At 57.3% G+C, this 16,304-nt stretch carries 13 protein-coding genes; all 13 read left to right on the top strand.

Translation table 11 applies throughout. The features are described 5' to 3' along the window. Positions 1-238 precede the first annotated feature (238 nt). The 13 genes from EH198_RS08185 (at position 239) to EH198_RS08245 (ending at position 15,891) form a co-directional block, all read left to right on the top strand. Positions 239-7,216 carry a WIAG-tail domain gene (locus EH198_RS08185; protein WP_124695058.1) on the top strand — a complete coding sequence of 2,326 codons (6,978 nt, stop codon included), beginning with the start codon at positions 239-241 and terminating at the stop codon, positions 7,214-7,216. A 260-nt stretch (positions 7,217-7,476) separates the two neighbouring features. Further along, the gene (locus EH198_RS08190; protein WP_342772029.1) at positions 7,477-8,301 is read left to right on the top strand and encodes a glycosyltransferase family 2 protein; all 825 of its coding nucleotides are present in this window, start codon (positions 7,477-7,479) and stop codon (positions 8,299-8,301) included. A gap of 7 nt (positions 8,302-8,308) precedes the next feature. Next, on the top strand, positions 8,309-9,295 hold the full coding sequence (locus EH198_RS08195; RefSeq protein WP_246014149.1) for a glycosyltransferase family A protein: 987 nt from the start codon (positions 8,309-8,311) through the stop codon (positions 9,293-9,295). Then, a complete protein-coding gene (locus EH198_RS08200) occupies positions 9,292-10,029 on the top strand; it encodes a glycosyltransferase family 2 protein (protein ID WP_124695060.1) in 738 nt (245 codons plus the stop codon). Before EH198_RS08195 ends, EH198_RS08200 begins: the two co-directional genes overlap by 4 nt. Before the next feature lie 24 nt (positions 10,030-10,053). Next, positions 10,054-10,785 carry a sugar phosphate nucleotidyltransferase gene (locus EH198_RS08205; RefSeq protein ID WP_124695061.1) on the top strand — a complete coding sequence of 244 codons (732 nt, stop codon included), beginning with the start codon at positions 10,054-10,056 and terminating at the stop codon, positions 10,783-10,785. 196 nt (positions 10,786-10,981) lie between these two features. Beyond that, a complete protein-coding gene (locus EH198_RS08210; protein WP_246014150.1) occupies positions 10,982-11,197 on the top strand; it encodes a DUF1858 domain-containing protein in 216 nt (71 codons plus the stop codon). 14 nt (positions 11,198-11,211) lie between these two features. Then, positions 11,212-12,471: a DUF438 domain-containing protein gene (locus EH198_RS08215; protein ID WP_124695063.1), complete on the top strand. Its 1,260-nt coding sequence runs from the start codon at positions 11,212-11,214 to the stop codon at positions 12,469-12,471. 205 nt (positions 12,472-12,676) lie between these two features. Then, complete coding sequence (locus EH198_RS08220) at positions 12,677-13,642, top strand: aldo/keto reductase (protein WP_124695064.1); 966 nt, start codon at positions 12,677-12,679, stop codon at positions 13,640-13,642. Between the two features lie 161 nt (positions 13,643-13,803). Beyond that, on the top strand, positions 13,804-14,091 hold the full coding sequence (locus EH198_RS08225) for a nucleoside-diphosphate sugar epimerase (protein ID WP_124695065.1): 288 nt from the start codon (positions 13,804-13,806) through the stop codon (positions 14,089-14,091). Positions 14,092-14,104: 13 nt separating this feature from the next. Next, complete coding sequence (locus tag EH198_RS08230; protein WP_124695066.1) at positions 14,105-14,449, top strand: alpha-helical endospore appendage domain-containing protein; 345 nt, start codon at positions 14,105-14,107, stop codon at positions 14,447-14,449. Beyond that, positions 14,446-14,748: a hypothetical protein gene (locus EH198_RS08235; RefSeq protein ID WP_124695067.1), complete on the top strand. Its 303-nt coding sequence runs from the start codon at positions 14,446-14,448 to the stop codon at positions 14,746-14,748. Before EH198_RS08230 ends, EH198_RS08235 begins: the two co-directional genes overlap by 4 nt. A gap of 6 nt (positions 14,749-14,754) precedes the next feature. Continuing rightward, on the top strand, positions 14,755-15,168 hold the full coding sequence (locus EH198_RS25095) for a FliH/SctL family protein (RefSeq protein WP_246014151.1): 414 nt from the start codon (positions 14,755-14,757) through the stop codon (positions 15,166-15,168). A 204-nt stretch (positions 15,169-15,372) separates the two neighbouring features. Beyond that, positions 15,373-15,891, top strand: a complete 519-nt coding sequence (locus EH198_RS08245; RefSeq protein ID WP_124695068.1) for a GNAT family N-acetyltransferase — start codon at positions 15,373-15,375, stop codon at positions 15,889-15,891. Positions 15,892-16,304 lie beyond the last annotated feature (413 nt).

Consider the following 16,304-nt stretch of genomic DNA (forward strand, 5'->3'; position numbering starts at 1 on the left):
TAGGATATGTGCATACCGGCCTGTCAGGGTGGACGAATGAGCGAGTGACAGAAGCCCTTTTTCATGTTCTTCCTCTATTCCGGCAGTGCTGTTCGCTAAACCGAATTCGCTTATCCTAAGAAGCGGGATGCGTTCTCTCGCAGCCAAGTTTGACGTCCGGGATGGGAAAAGGGTGTCATTCGCCCGTTCCCGTGCATATGATGCTTAGGCGATAACACAGCGGAGGGAGGGACTGCTTGTGAGCAGATCCGGAAAGAAGCTGCCAAGCAAGGCGAAGAAACGGCTTTATTTTGTGGATAACCCCAGCATCAAGGAATTGAGTATATTGGAAGACGGGCGAAAGCAGTCGGGGAAGGTCGATACGGAAAGCGGTGAAAGAGCGAAAGCTCCGGCTTTCAAGACGGATGACGAATGGGAAAAAGAGGCGATGGCGCTGCATTCCGCGTTAACTGTGGACCCTGTGGAGGTTTCTGCCGGGCAGAAGGAAGCGGCTGCCGAGACAAAAGCGGAGACAGCTCCCGAGACAAAAGTGGAGGCAGCCGCCGAGACAAAAGTGGAGGCAGCCGCCGAGACAAAAGCGGAGACAGCCGCCGAGACAAAGACGGAGGCAGCACCCGAGACAAAAACGGAGGCAGCACCCGAGACAAAAGCGGAGACGGTGCCCTTTGCCTGGAAATTGGAGAAAGAGAAGAGGAAAGTATATACCGACGACCTGTCGGAGGGAGCGGTAACCGGACCGAAAATCGCTCCGCGCAGCATCGACGGGTCGAAGCTGAAGCCGGGCATCATCGGCGCTCCATGGCTTCAGGACTATGCGGTGCAGACCATCCATATCGCGGACAAGGCGATAACTTCGGTTAAGATCGCGCCGGAATCCGTGTCCGGCGAGCATTTGGCCGAGGGCAGCGTGTCCGGCGGCAAGCTGCTGGACCACTCCATCGGCGGCGAGAAGCTGAAGGAGGGCAGTATCGGCCCCGAGAAGCTGGCCGACCGGCTGATCGATGCCAGCAAGATCGCCGAGCGGTCGATTGAAAGCCGCCACCTGAGCGAATGCGTCGTCACCAACGAGCTGCTGGAGGAAGGTTCGGTTACCGGAGACAAAATCCAGAGCGGTGCGATTGGCGGCCGCCACCTGGAGAACGGTCTCATTGACCGTTCCAAGCTGGCCGACGGATCGGTCGGCGGCGACGTCATCGAAGACGGCTCGATCTCCGGCGCGAAGCTGGAGGATGGCGCAATAGACGCCCGCCATCTGGGAGAAGGCATTATCGGAGCGAAGCATCTTGCGCCGGGAGCGATCAGCAGGGAACAGCTCACGGGCCGGGTGATCGGCGGCGAACAGATCCAGCTCGGCATTATCGGCAGCGTCCATCTGGCCGAAGGCGCAGTCGGTTCCAGAGAGCTTGGCGGAGAGTCCGTACAGAGTTCGCATCTTGCATCGGACAGCGTCTCCGGCGGGCATATCGCCAGCGGAGCGGTAACCGGCCGTCATCTGGCGGACCGGAGCGTGACATACACCAAGCTGGCCGAAGGCGCAGTCGGTACGGCGCAGCTTGTGGAGCAGGCGGTCACCTCATCCAAGATTGCCGACCAGAGCGTACTCGGGCACAAGCTGGCAGACGAGGCTGTGGGATCCCGCCATATCGCCAAGTCCGCCGTGCGCGGCTCCCACCTTGCGCCCCAGGCCGTGGGCAGCGCCCACATTCAGCCCGAAGCTGTAGGTGAAGAACAGATTCGGGCCGGTGCGGTTGGATCATCGCATCTCAAAGACGACGCGGTGCATTCCCGGCATCTGGCGGCAGGAGCCGTTACGGGCGGAGAACTCGCCGGAGAAGCTGTGGGTGCAGGACATCTTCGTCCGCAGAGCGTTACCGCCGCCAAGCTCGCGGACGGCAGCGTCGTTGCAAGCAAGCTGGCATCCGGTGCGGTCGGCGGATTTGCTCTTGCCCCCGGTGCGGTAAGCGGAGAACATATTGCGTTATGCGCAGTGGAAGAGAAGCATTTTACCGATTCCAGCGTCAGTGCCCGCGTTCTGCAGGACGCCGCGGTGGATGCCGAGCATCTGGCCACGGGAGCGGTAGACAGCCGGCATTTGCGGAAGAACAGCGTAGCCCCCATTGCCCTTCAGCCAGGCTCAGTGTCGGGGGAGAAGCTGGCGGCAGGAGCGGTAAAGGATATCCATCTTGCCGCAGAAGCGGTCCAGCCCCATCATCTTGCGGACCACGCGGTTACTTCGCTCAAGCTGTCGCCCGAGAGCGTAACGAGCGACAAGCTCGGCGATTTGGCGGTAACGGCCGCCAAGCTCGCGGACGGCAGCGTCCATTCCGCCAAGCTGTCCGCCTCGGCCGTTCAATCGGAGCATCTGGCGGCAGGAGCGGTAGGGAAGGAAGCCATCGCGGCGGGCGCGCTTCAGTCGGAGCATTTGTCCCCCGGCATTATCGGCGGCGAGCATATCCGCTCCCTGTCCGTCGGCGTGAGCCATCTCCTGCCGGGCTCAGTCTCCTCCATCCAGCTTCAGAACGGCAGCGTCACCGCCGTCAAGCTTGGTGAAGGAGCTGTCCGCTCCGGGCATTTAGCTGCAGAATCAGTGATGGGAGAGCACCTGGCAGAAGGCTCGGTGGAAAGCCGCCATATCGCGGCGGGCGAGGTTACACTTCAGCATCTGGCTGCGGAAGTGCGTTCTCCAGAGCTGCTTCCCGACGGCTCGATTGGCGGAAGCAAGCTGGCGCCAAAGAGCATCGGCAGCGATCGGCTGGCGAAAGGGGCGGTAGGCGGAGCGGAGCTTCAGGACGAAGCGGTGGACGGCTCGAAGATCGCCCCTCTCTCCATCCACTCCCGCCATTTGGAAGAGGCGAGCGTGCAGAACTGGCATCTTGCCGCAGATGCGGTTCAGCCCCATCATCTTGCGGACCACGCGGTTACCTCGCTCAAGCTGTCGCCAGAGAGCGTAACGAGCGATAAACTCGGCGATTGCTCGGTAACAGCCGCCAAGCTTGCGGACGGCAGCGTCGATTCCGCCAAACTGGCTGAATCGGCTGTTCAATCGGAGCATCTGGCGACAGGAGCGGTAGGGAAGGAAGCCATCGCGGCGGGCGTGCTTCAGTCGGAGCATTTGTCGCCCGGTATTATCGGCAGCGAGCATATCCGCTCCTTGTCCGTCGGCGTGAGCCATCTCCTGCCGGACTCAATCTCCTCCATCCAGCTTCAGGACGGCAGCGTCACCGCCGGCAAGCTTGGTGAAGGAGCTGTCCGCTCCGAGCATTTGGGGGCGGAATCCGTCACGGGAGAGCATCTGGCGGAAGGGTCGGTGGAAAGCCGCCATATTGAGGCGGGCGGAATTACGCTGGAGCATCTGGCTGCGGAAGTGCGCTCCCCGGAGCTGCTGCTCGACAGCTCGATTGACGCAAGCAAGCTTGCGCCGAAGAGCATCGGCAGCGACCGGCTGGCCGACGGTGCGGTAGGTGGAGCGGAGCTTCAGGATGAAGCGGTGGACGGCTCGAAGATCGCGTCCTTCTCCATTCAGTCCCGCCATCTGGAAGAAGAGAGCGTGCAGAGCTACCATCTTGCTCCCTCTTCCGTCGGCAGCGAACATTTGGAGGCATCGGCCGTTCAATCGGAGCATCTGGCGGAAGGCTCGGTAGGGAAGGAAGCCATCGGGGCGGGGGCGCTTCAGTCAGAGCATTTGTCCCCCGGCATTATCGGCGGCGAGCATATCCATTCCCTGAGCATCGGCGTAAGCCATCTCCTGCCGGACTCGGTCTCCTCCGTCCAGCTTCAGGACGGCAGCGTCACCACCGGCAAGCTTGGTGAAGGAGTTGTCCGCTCCGAGCATTTAGCTGCAGAATCGGTGATGGGAGAGCATCTGGCAGAAGGCTCGGTGGAAAGCCGCCATATTACGGCGGGCGGAATTACGCTGGAGCATCTGGCTGCGGAAGTGCGTTCCTCGGAGCTGCTGCTCGACAGCTCGATTGTCGCAAGCAAGCTTACGCCGAAGAGCATCGGCAGCGACCGGCTGGCCGACGGTGCGGTAGGGGGAGCGGAGCTTCAGGATGAAGCGGTGGATGGCTCGAAGATCGCGTCCTTCTCCATTCAGTCCCGCCATCTGGAAGAAGAGAGCGTGCAGAGCTACCATCTTGCTCCCTCTTCCGTCGGCAGCGAACATTTGGAGGCATCGGCCGTTCAATCGGAGCATCTGGCGGAAGGCTCGGTAGGGAAGGAAGCCATCGGGGCGGGGGCGCTTCAGTCAGAGCATTTGTCCCCCGGCATTATCGGCGGCGAGCATATCCATTCCCTGAGCATCGGCGTAAGCCATCTCCTGCCGGACTCGGTCTCCTCCGTCCAGCTTCAGGACGGCAGCGTCACCACCGGCAAGCTTAGTCAAGGAGTTGTTGGTTCCGAGCATCTGGGGGCGGAATCCGTCACGGGAGAGCATCTGGCGGAAGGCTCTATTGAAAGCCGCCATATCGCGGCGGGCGGAATTACGCTGGAGCATCTGGCTGCGGAAGTGCGCTCCTCGGAGCTGCTGCTCGACAGCTCGATTGACGCAAGCAAGCTTACGCCGAAGAGCATCGGCAGCGACCGGCTGGCTGACGGAGCGGTAGGCGGAGCGGAGCTTCAGGATGAAGCGGTGGACGGCTCGAAGATCGCGTCCTTCTCCATCCAGTCCCGCCACATGGAAGAAGCGAGCGTGCAGAGCTATCATCTTGCCGCAGATGCGGTTCAGCCCCATCATCTCGCCGATCATGCGGTTACCTCGCTCAAGCTGTCGCCCGAGAGCGTAACGAGCGACAAACTCGGCGAATACGCGGTAACTTCCGCCAAGCTCGCAGACGGCAGCGTCCATTCCGCTAAACTGGCTGAATCGGCTGTTCAATCGGAGCATCTGGCAGCAGGCTCGGTAGGGAAGGAAGCCATCGCGGCTGGAGCACTCCAGTCGGAGCATTTGTCCCCCGGTATTGTCGGCGGCGAGCATATTTGCTCCCTGTCCATCGGCGTGAGCCATCTCCTGCCGGACTCGGTCTCGTCCGCCCAGCTTCAGGACGGCAGCGTCACCGCCGGCAAGCTTGGTGAAGGAGCTGTTGGTTCCGAGCATTTGGGGGCGGAAACCGTCACGGGAGAACATCTGGCGAAAGGCTCCGTTGAGAGCCGTCATATCATTCCCGGCGGCGTAAAACTGCTGCATTTGTCTGCTGAGGTTCGCTCCCAGGAGCTGCTGCCCGACAGCTCGATTGACGGAAGCAAGCTTGCACCGAAGACCATCGGCAGCGACCGGCTGGCCGACGGCGCGGTAGGGGGAGCGGAGCTTCAGGATGAAGCGGTGGACGGCTCGAAGATCGCGCCCTTTTCCATCCAGTCCCGGCATCTGGAAGAAGAGAGCGTGCAGAGCTATCATCTTGCCGCAGAAGCGGTTCAGTCCCAACATCTTGCGGATCATGCGGTTACTTCGCTCAAGCTGTCGCCCGAGAGCGTAACGAGCGACAAACTCGGCGATTTCGCGGTAACGGCCGCCAAGCTCGCGGACGGCAGCGTCCATTCCGCCAAGCTGGCCGCATCGGCTGTTCAATCGGAGCATCTGGCGGAAGGCTCGGTGGAAGGCCGCCATATTGCGGCGGGCGAGATTACGCTGGAGCATCTGTCCGAAGAAGTTCGCTCCCCGGAACTGCTGCCCGACGGTTCGATTGGCGGAAGCAAGCTTGCGCCGAAGACCATCGGCAGCGGCCAACTGGCGGAAGGAGCAGTAGGCGGAGAGGAACTCCAGGATGAAGCGGTGGACGGCTCGAAGATCGCGTCCTTCTCTATCCAGTCCCGCCATCTGGAAGAAGAGAGCGTGCAGAGCTATCATCTCGCTTCCTCTTCCATCTATGGCGAGCACTTGGCCGCATTGGCCGTTCAATCGGAGCACCTGGCGGATGGCTTGGTGAAAGGCCGCCATATCGCGGCGGGCGAGATTACGCTGGAGCATCTGTCTGAGGAAGTACGTTCCCCGGAACTGCTGCCCGACGGCTCGATTGGCGGAAGCAAGCTTGCGCCGATGAGCATCGGCAGCGACCTGCTGATGGAAGGGGCGGTAGGGGGAGCGGAGCTTCAGGATGAAGCGGTGGACGGCTCGAAGATCGCCCCCTTCTCCATTCAGTCCCGCCATCTGGAAGAGGCGAGCGTGCAGAGCTATCACCTTGCTCCTTCTTCCGTCGGCGGCGGACAGTTGGCTGAATCGGCCGTTCAATCGGAGCATCTGGCGGATGGCTTGGTGAAAGGCCGCCATATCGCGGCGGGCGAGATTACGCTGGAGCATCTGTCTGAGGAAGTACGTTCCCCGGAACTGCTGCCCGACGGCTCGATTGGCGGAAGCAAGCTTGCGCCGATGAGCATCGGCAGCGACCTGCTGATGGAAGGGGCGGTAGGGGGAGCGGAGCTTCAGGATGAAGCGGTGGACGGCTCGAAGATCGCCCCCTTCTCCATTCAGTCCCGCCATCTGGAAGAGGCGAGCGTGCAGAGCTATCACCTTGCTCCTTCTTCCGTCGGCGGCGGACAGTTGGCTGAATCGGCCGTTCAATCGGAGCATCTGGCGGAAGGCTCGGTGGAAGGCCGTCATATTGCGGCGGGAGAGATTACGCTGGAGCATCTGGCCGAGGAGGTGCGCTCTCCTGAACTGCTGCCCGACGGCTCGATTGGCGGAAGCAAGCTTGCGCCGAAGAGCATCGGCAGCGACCTGCTGACGGAAGGCGCGGTAGGCGGAGCGGAGCTTCAGGATGAAGCGGTGGACGGCTCGAAGATCGCTCCCCTCTCCATTCAGTCCCGCCATTTGGAGGAAGAGAGCGTGCAGAGCCAGCATCTTGCCCCATCCTCCGTCGGAGGGGAGCATCTGATGCGGGAAGCGGTGAGCCCCGAGCATCTGACCTTCAATCCGGTGCGTAGCGCGGGAAACCGGTCGACGCTTCAGCAGTTCGGAATGTCGGCGTTCTTGTTCGCCGCAGGCTCGGACAGCGTGGATGTGACGGTGACCTTCGATGAGCCGTTCGGCCACACGGGCTATGTGATGGTTGCCATGACAAACCAGCCCTTCTTCTATGCTTCATTAAAAAGCAGGGGAAGCGCAGATGCCATACTTCAAGTTGTTCGTCTGCGCGATACTCAGCATTTTTACGGCGTCCTTTCCTGGATCGCCATCGGCGCCCCTGCGGTGAAGCCCGCTCCCGAGGACCGGTTATTCGATTAAGGGCATGGCATCGTCGTTTGAAGGGCAGGATTATTTATAGCTCGTTCCCATTATTGCAAGAACGAAAAGCGCAGCCCGAGGCTGCGCTTTTTCTTAATAAATTTAATGCTTGTCCTCTTCCTCATATTTCTGCTTAGTTCATCCCAAATTGCCCGGTATATTGACAAACCTAGACGTTGGCCGTTGCCGACGGCAATTCGTTACATACACTGTGATGAACCCCGCCCCGGGGGAATGCTCTGCAAGGAGGATGAATGAGCATGAAGCGAAGAGTAAAGCGCTCCCGCCCCTCCCGGCGCAGTTCTGTACGCCGCGTGTCCCGGTCTCATAAAGCTTTGTACACCGGCAACCATCCGGAGCCGCTTGTGTCCGTCATCATTCCGGCAATGAATGAAGCAGGCACGATTGCGGCGGCCATCGCGGAAGCAAGAAAGGTTCATTCGCGCTGTGAAGTCATCGTTGTAGTCAACGGCTCCTCGGACGGCACTGCAGAGATTGCCGCGTCCTGCGGAGGGCGTGTGATTTCCTACGTGGAGCCGCTGGGACACGATGTTGGCCGCAGCGTCGGGGCGGAGTCGGCGAAGGGTGACATTCTTTTGTTTACTGACGGCGATCTTGTTATTCCTGCTTCACAGCTTCGCCCGTTCATGGCGGCTGTAAAAGGAGGCGCAGACATCGCCTTGAACGATTATTCCGGACCGGTTCACCGTTCCCGTCCCCATCCGGTTGTGCTCTCCAAGCATGCGCTCAATATTCTGCTGCGCCGTCCGGATCTAAAGGGCTGCTCGATGACTGCGGTTCCGCACGCGCTGAGCCGCAGGGCGCTGGACACGCTTGGCAGCGGGATATTATCTTCTCCGCCGGTGGCGCAAGCCAAGGCTATTCTGGAAGGCCTCAAGATAGAAGCGGCACATAAGGTGCCTGTCGGCCGAATGAACGTCATCCGCCCAAAGGCGGACGGAACGGACCCCTTGCAGCAGATTATTGTCGCGGATCATCTCAGAGCGATTTCTCTTGTGCTGGAGAGCGGAGGCGAGAGAGCCGGATTCAGCGACGGGACACGGCGGCGGGAAATGGTGAGGTGATAGACTCATGAGAATTGGAATTCATCCGAAGTCTGCCGGCAGGTCCAGAGCCTCCGCTTCCCGCCGGATGCGCGTCTTACACGGAACTGCGAAGCGGCAAAAGCTTCGAATGCGAAAAGGCCCGAAGAGCGTCAGAGCGGCCGGATCGGGGCGGACAATCGGCAGAACCGCCGCAGGATCGGGATTAAGAACCGCTGGACGGAGCTCCGGGAAGGCGGTATGGCGTCCGCCGGCGCTGCGCGGGAAGCTGTCGGTCATTATTACCGCATGCAATGAGGAAACAACCCTGCGATCCGTGCTGAAAGAAGCGGAACGGCTGAAGCCGGAGGAGATCATCGTCGTTCTGAACGGCTGCGTAGATAACAGCTTCCGGCGGGCGCGGCAGTCCGACAAGGCAATTGTCGTTCACTGTCCGGATGCGGCCGGGCACGATGTAGGGCGGGCGATTGGCGCGAAGATCAGTCGAGGCGACATCCTGCTGTTTCTCGATGGCGACATGGCCATCCCCGCTCCGGCGCTGTTTCCATTCGCCGCCGCCGTGGACCGGGGAGCGGATGTGGCGCTTAATGATCTGAATCCGCTGCTTCCGGTGTTCGGGGAATGCGACGACGTTACCCGCTGCAAAATGTTTCTGAACATGGCGCTTGGCCGGGAAGACTTGGGAGCAGGTTCCATGACCGCCGTGCCTCATGCCCTGTCCCGAAGGATCGTGGATGTTGTCGGGCCCCAGGCGCTGTCGGTGCCGCCCAAGGCTCAGGCCGCCGCCATATTGGAGAAACTGCACGTACAGAACGCGGGTACGGTTAATGTAATCAAACGGAACAGGATTCGCAATGGGAATACGGGGGCGGGAAACGGCGTGGAACAATTGATTATCGGCGATCATGCCGAGGCGCTTGCTGAATTGCTCGCCCGAGGCGCGTCAGGGCTGCCCTGGCAAGAGAACGGGGCGGACAGCCGCCGACTGCTTGCGGCATGGAGGAACGGAATATGACACGGACCAGCATTATTATTCCGACCTTTAACGGGCTGGGCCTCTTGCGGAGCTGTGTGGAGGCAATTCACCAGCACACGCCGAAGCCTTATGAACTGATCGTTGTGGATAATGCTTCAAGTGACGGGACGGCGGAATACTGCCGCAGAGAGAAGATTACATTCATTTCCCTGCCCGCCAACGCCGGCTTCCCGGTTGCCTGCAATCACGGTCTTCAGTTGGCATCCGGAGATGAACTGCTGCTCCTCAACAATGATGTCATTGTCTCGAAGGGATGGCTGGCCAATCTGAAAGCCGCTTTGTACAGTGCTCCGGATATCGGTATTGTCGGTCCCGTGACGAATTATGCAAGCGGCCGGCAGCAGATTGACACCTGTTATACGGATATTACCGGGTTCCACGCGGCGGCGGAAACGGCGAATATTTCCGATCCCTCCAAATGGAGCGAGACGACCCGGCTGGTCGGTTTATGTTTTTTATTCAAAAGAGAAGTGCTCACAAGGGTAGGTCTGTTTGATGAAAGATTTTCTCCGGGGCATTACGAGGACGACGATTATTGCATGCGAACCCGTCTTCAGGGCTACCGGCTGCTGATCGCCGGCGACTGTCTGGTGCATCATGAGGGAAGCGCGAGCTTCAAGGAGGTCTATCGTTCCGGATGGAATGAACTGATCGAGCGAAATCGCGGATTGTATATTGAAAAATGGGGAGTCGATCCCAGGCAATTTATTTAGGTTACATGTGAGGAGGAATGGGCTTTGAAAGGAGTCATACTGGCGGGCGGAAAGGGAACGAGACTCTATCCGCTGACCCGGATGATGAACAAGCATTTGCTTCCGGTCGGCAAGTATCCAATGATCTGTTACGGCGTTGACCGGCTGCGAAAGGCGGGCATCACCGACATTCTTCTTGTAATCAGCAGACAGTCTGCCGGAATGTATACGGATTTCCTGGGAAGCGGTGCCGAGTTTGGCGTGTCTCTGACGTATAAAGTTCAAGAAGCCGCTGGCGGAATCGCCGAGGCGCTGGAGCTTGCAAAAGATTTTGTTTCCGCTGGAGAGCGGTTTGTCGTGCTGCTTGGAGACAATTTATTCACGGAGGATCTTACTCCTTATGTGGACAGCTATCTCCGGCAGCCGGAGGGAACCGCCAAGGTGCTGCTCAAACCGGTGGAGGATGCGCGGCGGTATGGTGTTCCCGTCTTCGACAGCACAGACTCAGCCTGGATTGCCCATATTGAAGAAAAACCGAAACAGCCGAAGACGAGCTACTGCGTAACGGGTATTTATATGTACGACAAGGCCGTGTTTGATATTATCCGGCGGATTTCCCCTTCCCGGCGGGGGGAGCTTGAGATTACCGATGTCAACAATCTGTACGCGGCGGACCGCAAGCTGAGCTACGATGTGCTCAAAGAGTGGTGGAGCGACGCGGGAACGTTTGATTCCCTGCGCGAAGCGGGGGAGAAGCTGAAAGATGCGCTGCCGTAACGGCGGCGTTTTTTTAAAATATATGAATATACAAGCTGTTCGCTTTACCAGTCCGGCAGGAGTTTTACATACTTTGTGATTGAAATCACTATCCCTCTATTTTGCCCATGCTAATCTGTTGTTGAGAAGAGTTCTCAATTATATCGAACCTATTCACCAAGAAGCCGGTAAGGGGAGAAGCCGTGTGCATAAACCGTTGAGTATAAACGAATCGATATTCGATCTGGTCAGCCGTGATCCCGAAGTGATGGACATTATGATCGAACTGGGCTTCCAGGATATCGCCAAGCCGGGCATGCTGCAAACGGCCGGACGTTTCATGACATTGGCCAAAGGAATCAAGCTTAAAAAAATAGATATAGACACCGTCAAGCTGACGTTTCAGCGTCACGGATTCATCATTCAGGAATAGAGGAGCGGATCAAGATGAGTGAATTAATAAACAATCGGGAAGTCCAGGTGCCGGAGCAGACCCATCGGCAGAACATGCTGAAAGAAATCATCAAGGAACTGCACGCCGGCAAAAGCGTCGAGGAAGTGAAGGCCCGTTTTGAGGAAGCTGTCGGAGATGTGACGGTGGCGGAAATTTCCGCGATGGAGCATTCGCTGATGATGGAGGAAGGGATTCCGGTATCGGAAGTCCAGCGTCTGTGCTCCGTGCATACGGCCATCTTCAAAGGCTCGATTGAGGAGATTCACCGGCCTTCCAAGCCGGAGGAGCAGGCCGGTCATCCGGTGCATACGTTCAAGCTGGAGAACCGTGAGATAGAGAAGCTGGTCAATTTTCGGCTTGAGCTGCATAAAGATAAATTCCGCAAGAGCGATGATGAAGGGATGATCTTCAAGCTGCTGGAGGACCTGAGCCTCCTGTTGGACATCGACAAACACTTCAGCCGCAAGGAGAATTTGCTGTTCCCTTACCTGGAGAAGTACGGTATTTACGGCCCGACCCAGGTCATGTGGGGCGTGGACGACGGCATCCGCGGCATGATCAAAGAGGCCAAAGTCCTGCTGTCCGGCTATACCGGAAATCAAGAGGAAGTAGTGTCGGCGCTTGAGCTTATCATCAAAGAAGTGAATGAGATGGTCTTTAAGGAAGAGAATATTTTGCTGCCGATGGCCTTGGACAAGCTTACCGAGGACGAGTGGGTAAAGATTGCCCGGGAGAGCGGCACGATCGGCTTCTGCCTGGCTGCGCCGGAGAAAGATTGGGTGCCAGAGCGCAATCCTGGGCCCGGGGACGCCGAGGTGCAGGAAACGGAAAGTACCGGAACCCCGCAGGGCTTCATACGCTTTGAGACCGGGATTCTGTCGGTGCAGCAGCTCGAACTGATCATGAATCATCTGCCGGTGGATTTGACGTTTATCGATGAGAACGACGTGGTCCGTTATTTCTCCCACGGCAAAGAACGCATCTTCGCCCGCACCAAGGCCGTGATCGGCCGCACCGTACAGAACTGCCATCCGCCGCAAAGCGTGCATGTCGTGGAGAAGCTGCTGGAGGATTTCAAGTCCGGCCGCAAAGACGCCGAGGATTTCTGGATTCAAATCAAAGACAAATTTATTTATATCCGCTACTTTGCTGTCCGCGACGAAGAGGGACGCTATTTGGGAACACTGGAATTCACGCAAAACATCGCTCCGATCCGCGCCCTGGAAGGGCAGAAGCGTATTTTGTCCCAATAATAATGGGATTTGCGGCCGCCGGCACAACTGCCGGCGGTTTTTCTATGGCCCGAGACGCAGGCTTCCAGGCGCCGGATGACTATTCACATTACGAGTCAGCCGCAAAGATAAATAGAATGTAAAAAATTCCTATTGCAGTCGAGGCATATAAACTATAATCAAGAGAATTCATTAATACCAATCTAAAGAATAGGCGGTTATAACTATGAAGCTGACAGAAATGCCGGGTACGGATTTGACATTTAAGCCTCTGGCTCTGGGTACAGCTGAATTTGGCAGCGCCGTTTCCGAAGAAGAGTCCTTCCGGATTATCGACCGTTTTGTGGAAGCCGGCGGCACTTGGATAGACACGGCCAGAGTATATGCGGACTGGCTGCCAGGCGGTCACGGAAAAAGCGAACATACGGTAGGAAGATGGTTGAAGAAGAGCGGCTTGCGGAATCAAGTGCTTATCTCCACGAAGGGCGGGCATCCGAGATTGGAGACGATGCATGTATCGCGGCTGTCCGAGACTGAAATTCGTTCGGATGCGGAGGAGAGCCTGCGCAGCCTTGGCGTGGATACCATTGATATGTACTGGCTGCACCGTGATGACGAGAGTATCCCGGTTATGGATGTTCTCGGCCCGCTGGGCCGTCTCGTCGAGGAAGGCAAAATCCGATATTTCGGCTGCTCCAATTGGCGGCCTTACCGGATCAGGGAAGCGGCGGAGGCCGCAGCGGCCCACGGAGTGCAGGCTTTTTCGGCCAGTCAGATCCAGTGGAGCCTTGCGGATATAAATGAGGGCTCCATTGAGGATACGACAACCGCCGAACTCGATAAGGAAGCATATGAGCTTCATAAACAAACCGGACTCAGCCTGTTTGCCTTTACTCCGCAGGCTAAGGGATTTTTTCAGAAGCTGAATGCCGGCGGCCCGGATACGCTCAAAGACACGGTAAGAAAAATTTTCTACAATGAGATTAATCTTGGACGTATGAATCGCGTGGCGGAGCTGGCCGGTCAATTGAAAGTTTCCGTCTCGTCGATCGTACTGAGCTATTTGATCAGCCAGCCCTTCACGGTGATACCGGTTGTCGGCACCAGCTCGTTCTCGCAGATTGAGGAGACACTTGAGAGTCTTGAGGTTAGATTAACTCCGTCACAGGTCAAATATCTGGAGCGGGGCTGAAGTGTTAATAAGCGTGTGCCGCCGGTTTCCGGGGTACACGCTTTTTCTTATGGCCCGCGCAGCCTCAGGACCCGTTTCCATTATCCGCCGCTTCTCCCGTAACCCTCCGGGCCCCCGCCGCATATGTTGTAGCAGGGCGCCTAAGCAAAGGAGACATGACCATGCAAAATCAGATAACCAATATTCTGCAGCACATGGCCCATTCGCATGAACAGATGGCGCGCATTCTGGACGCCGAGCGCCACGTAGCTGTCCGCATGGCGCAAATCGTCCATGATCTGCCGGATGCGGAGCCCGACTTCGGAGGAACTTCCGGCATCATTGAAAGCGCGGGCCAGGTGAACAAGAATATTATCTCCTACCTGAATGCATTCGCAGATCTTCAGGAGGCGATAGCCGAGCAGGTGGGCAAAGTTATCAAGGAACTGATCGGCCAGGAAGAAGAGTAGAGGGAGGCGGAAGATGAGCAGAGAAGAGGCCTATCTGAAAATGCTGGAGTCCACCGCCGCCATCCAGTGGAACATCTCGATGATTCTGGAAGCCAAGGCGGTGGAGGCGGAAAAGGTAAAACAGTGGACGAATCATCATATTCATCCCCGTGCATTCGAAACGCACGAAGACCAGTTAAAGGAATCGCTCTCCATTCATGACGCGATTGTGGAGCTGGTGGAGGGACTGACCAAGCTGGAAAACGGTTTGTGCAGCAATTTAAAAGCCGTTCTGTATACCGGGGAAGAGGAGGAAGTCGGAGGCGGTTTGGGCGCTCTGACGGAGGGCGGTTTCAGTTTCGGGGAAGACGAGAAATGAGCGGGCTGCAGCTCTCGGAACGCGCCGTCAAGCTCGAAATGATCCGCTCCATCGCCCGCAGCCAAGCCGCGCTGGCCGCGATTCTGGAGAACATTGCCGAAGTGACCGGCCATTCGGAGCATGCAGCCCGCAAGCTGTGCGAGAATGTCAGAGTGCTTAGCGAATACCAGAGCGCCATGTGCCGGATGATGTCCGGAATTTCGCTGCATCGGCACAAGGAAGGGATTCCCTCAAAGCCATGGCTGGCTTCGGCTTGTGTTTTGGGAAAACGCGGCGCTCACGAAGTACCGAAGGAGTGACAGGAGATGAAGAAAGCAAGCCGCAAGCCGTCGCGTACGGCAAGAACGGCCCGCAGACGCAAGGTACTGCTGTCGCGGAAGACAAAGGTCCGCAAAATCCGCAAGGGAACCTCGTTAAAGGTTCGCAAAAAACGGGCCGGCCGGCCTCTTCGTTCCCGGCTTCAGAAAAGAGGCGTCAAGCTGCGCAGAAAGAAACGGCTAAGCCGGCCCGCCGTTCTACCGGCACCGGAGCACACTCCCGCCGAGCCTTCGGCTAAGGCTGAACAGGTGGTAGTACCGCTGCCCGCGGAACCGGGCGTCGCTCCGGAAACGCCGCCGCCGGACGCCTATCAGCAGGGCTACAACGAAGCTTATGACGTCGGTTTTGACACCGGATTCGCCAAGGGCTTCGAGGACGGACATAAGCTGGAGTTCAGCTGAAGCCATGCGGCGGTGAAAGAGTCTTCCTTCGCCGCCGCAATGCCATACCCCTCGATGCTAGAATGCGTACGTGCTGCGAGGATTTCTGTCTTACTATTACTATGAAAATATTATGATTTCAGTTCTTCCCGTCATCTGTGGTAGACTGTCAAAGGCAGAGTCTTGTCGACTCGGATACAGACAGAAAGGCGGGTGCGCAGGATTATGAAGCGCGATATCAGACAGGGAAGAATGGAAGAACTGGAGCAGATTATGGCCTTAATTGCCGAATGCGTGCGCGTGATGCGGGAGGGCGGCAGCGACCAGTGGGACGAGACTTATCCGAACGCGGAAATCATTAAAGAAGACATTGAACGGGGTACGCTGTATGTCTGCGAAGAAAACGGGGCCGCTGCCGGCATTTTGGTGATGGACGAAAATCAGGCGGAGCCGTACGCAGAAATCGAATGGGTGGAGAAGGAAGGCCCTCATTTGGTTATGCATCGTCTTGCCGTTCATCCACAGATTCAAGGCAAGGGAATTGCGCGCAGATTGATTTCGTTTGCCGAGAATTTTGCCGCCGATCACGGATATAAGAGCATCCGAATGGATACATACGCCCAAAATGCCAAGGCGCTTGAGCTGTACCGCCGTCTCGGTTACGAAATCAGAGGACAATTCCGTTTGCCTGGCAAGACGGCCCATTTTCCGGTGCTGGAGAAGATTCTGGACCGGGCTGATTAGCCCGTTTTTTGGCCGGTGGCGGTACAGAAATAAAGCTGTTTTTTCCAATGAAAGCATTTACATAGAAAATGGGCGAAAAACCCATCTATCTTTTGAAAGCGTAAGCATTATCCGGTTAATCTCTATTTTTGCTCCAATACCGGGAAATAAGACGCTATAGTCCGCAATATGAAGTTTTAAAATTTAAAATAAGTAGGCTATAATATAGACATCACCAGAAGAACTGGAAGAAAAAAAGAGCCGGATGGATAACGCTCTCAAGCGAATGTTTTAATAATTCAGCGGCGAAGCATTTTTCTTACAGAAGCGGAAGGTGATGATCCCAAATTCCTTATTACTAAGGAAGGGAGAGAACTCCGATGGGCTAGGCAAACGGTGCATACCGAATTTAAGCGAAGCTGAAAGGCGGAAAT

This window comes from Paenibacillus rhizophilus (genome assembly GCF_003854965.1).
In the GTDB taxonomy this organism is placed as follows: domain Bacteria; phylum Bacillota; class Bacilli; order Paenibacillales; family Paenibacillaceae; genus Paenibacillus_AQ; species Paenibacillus_AQ rhizophilus.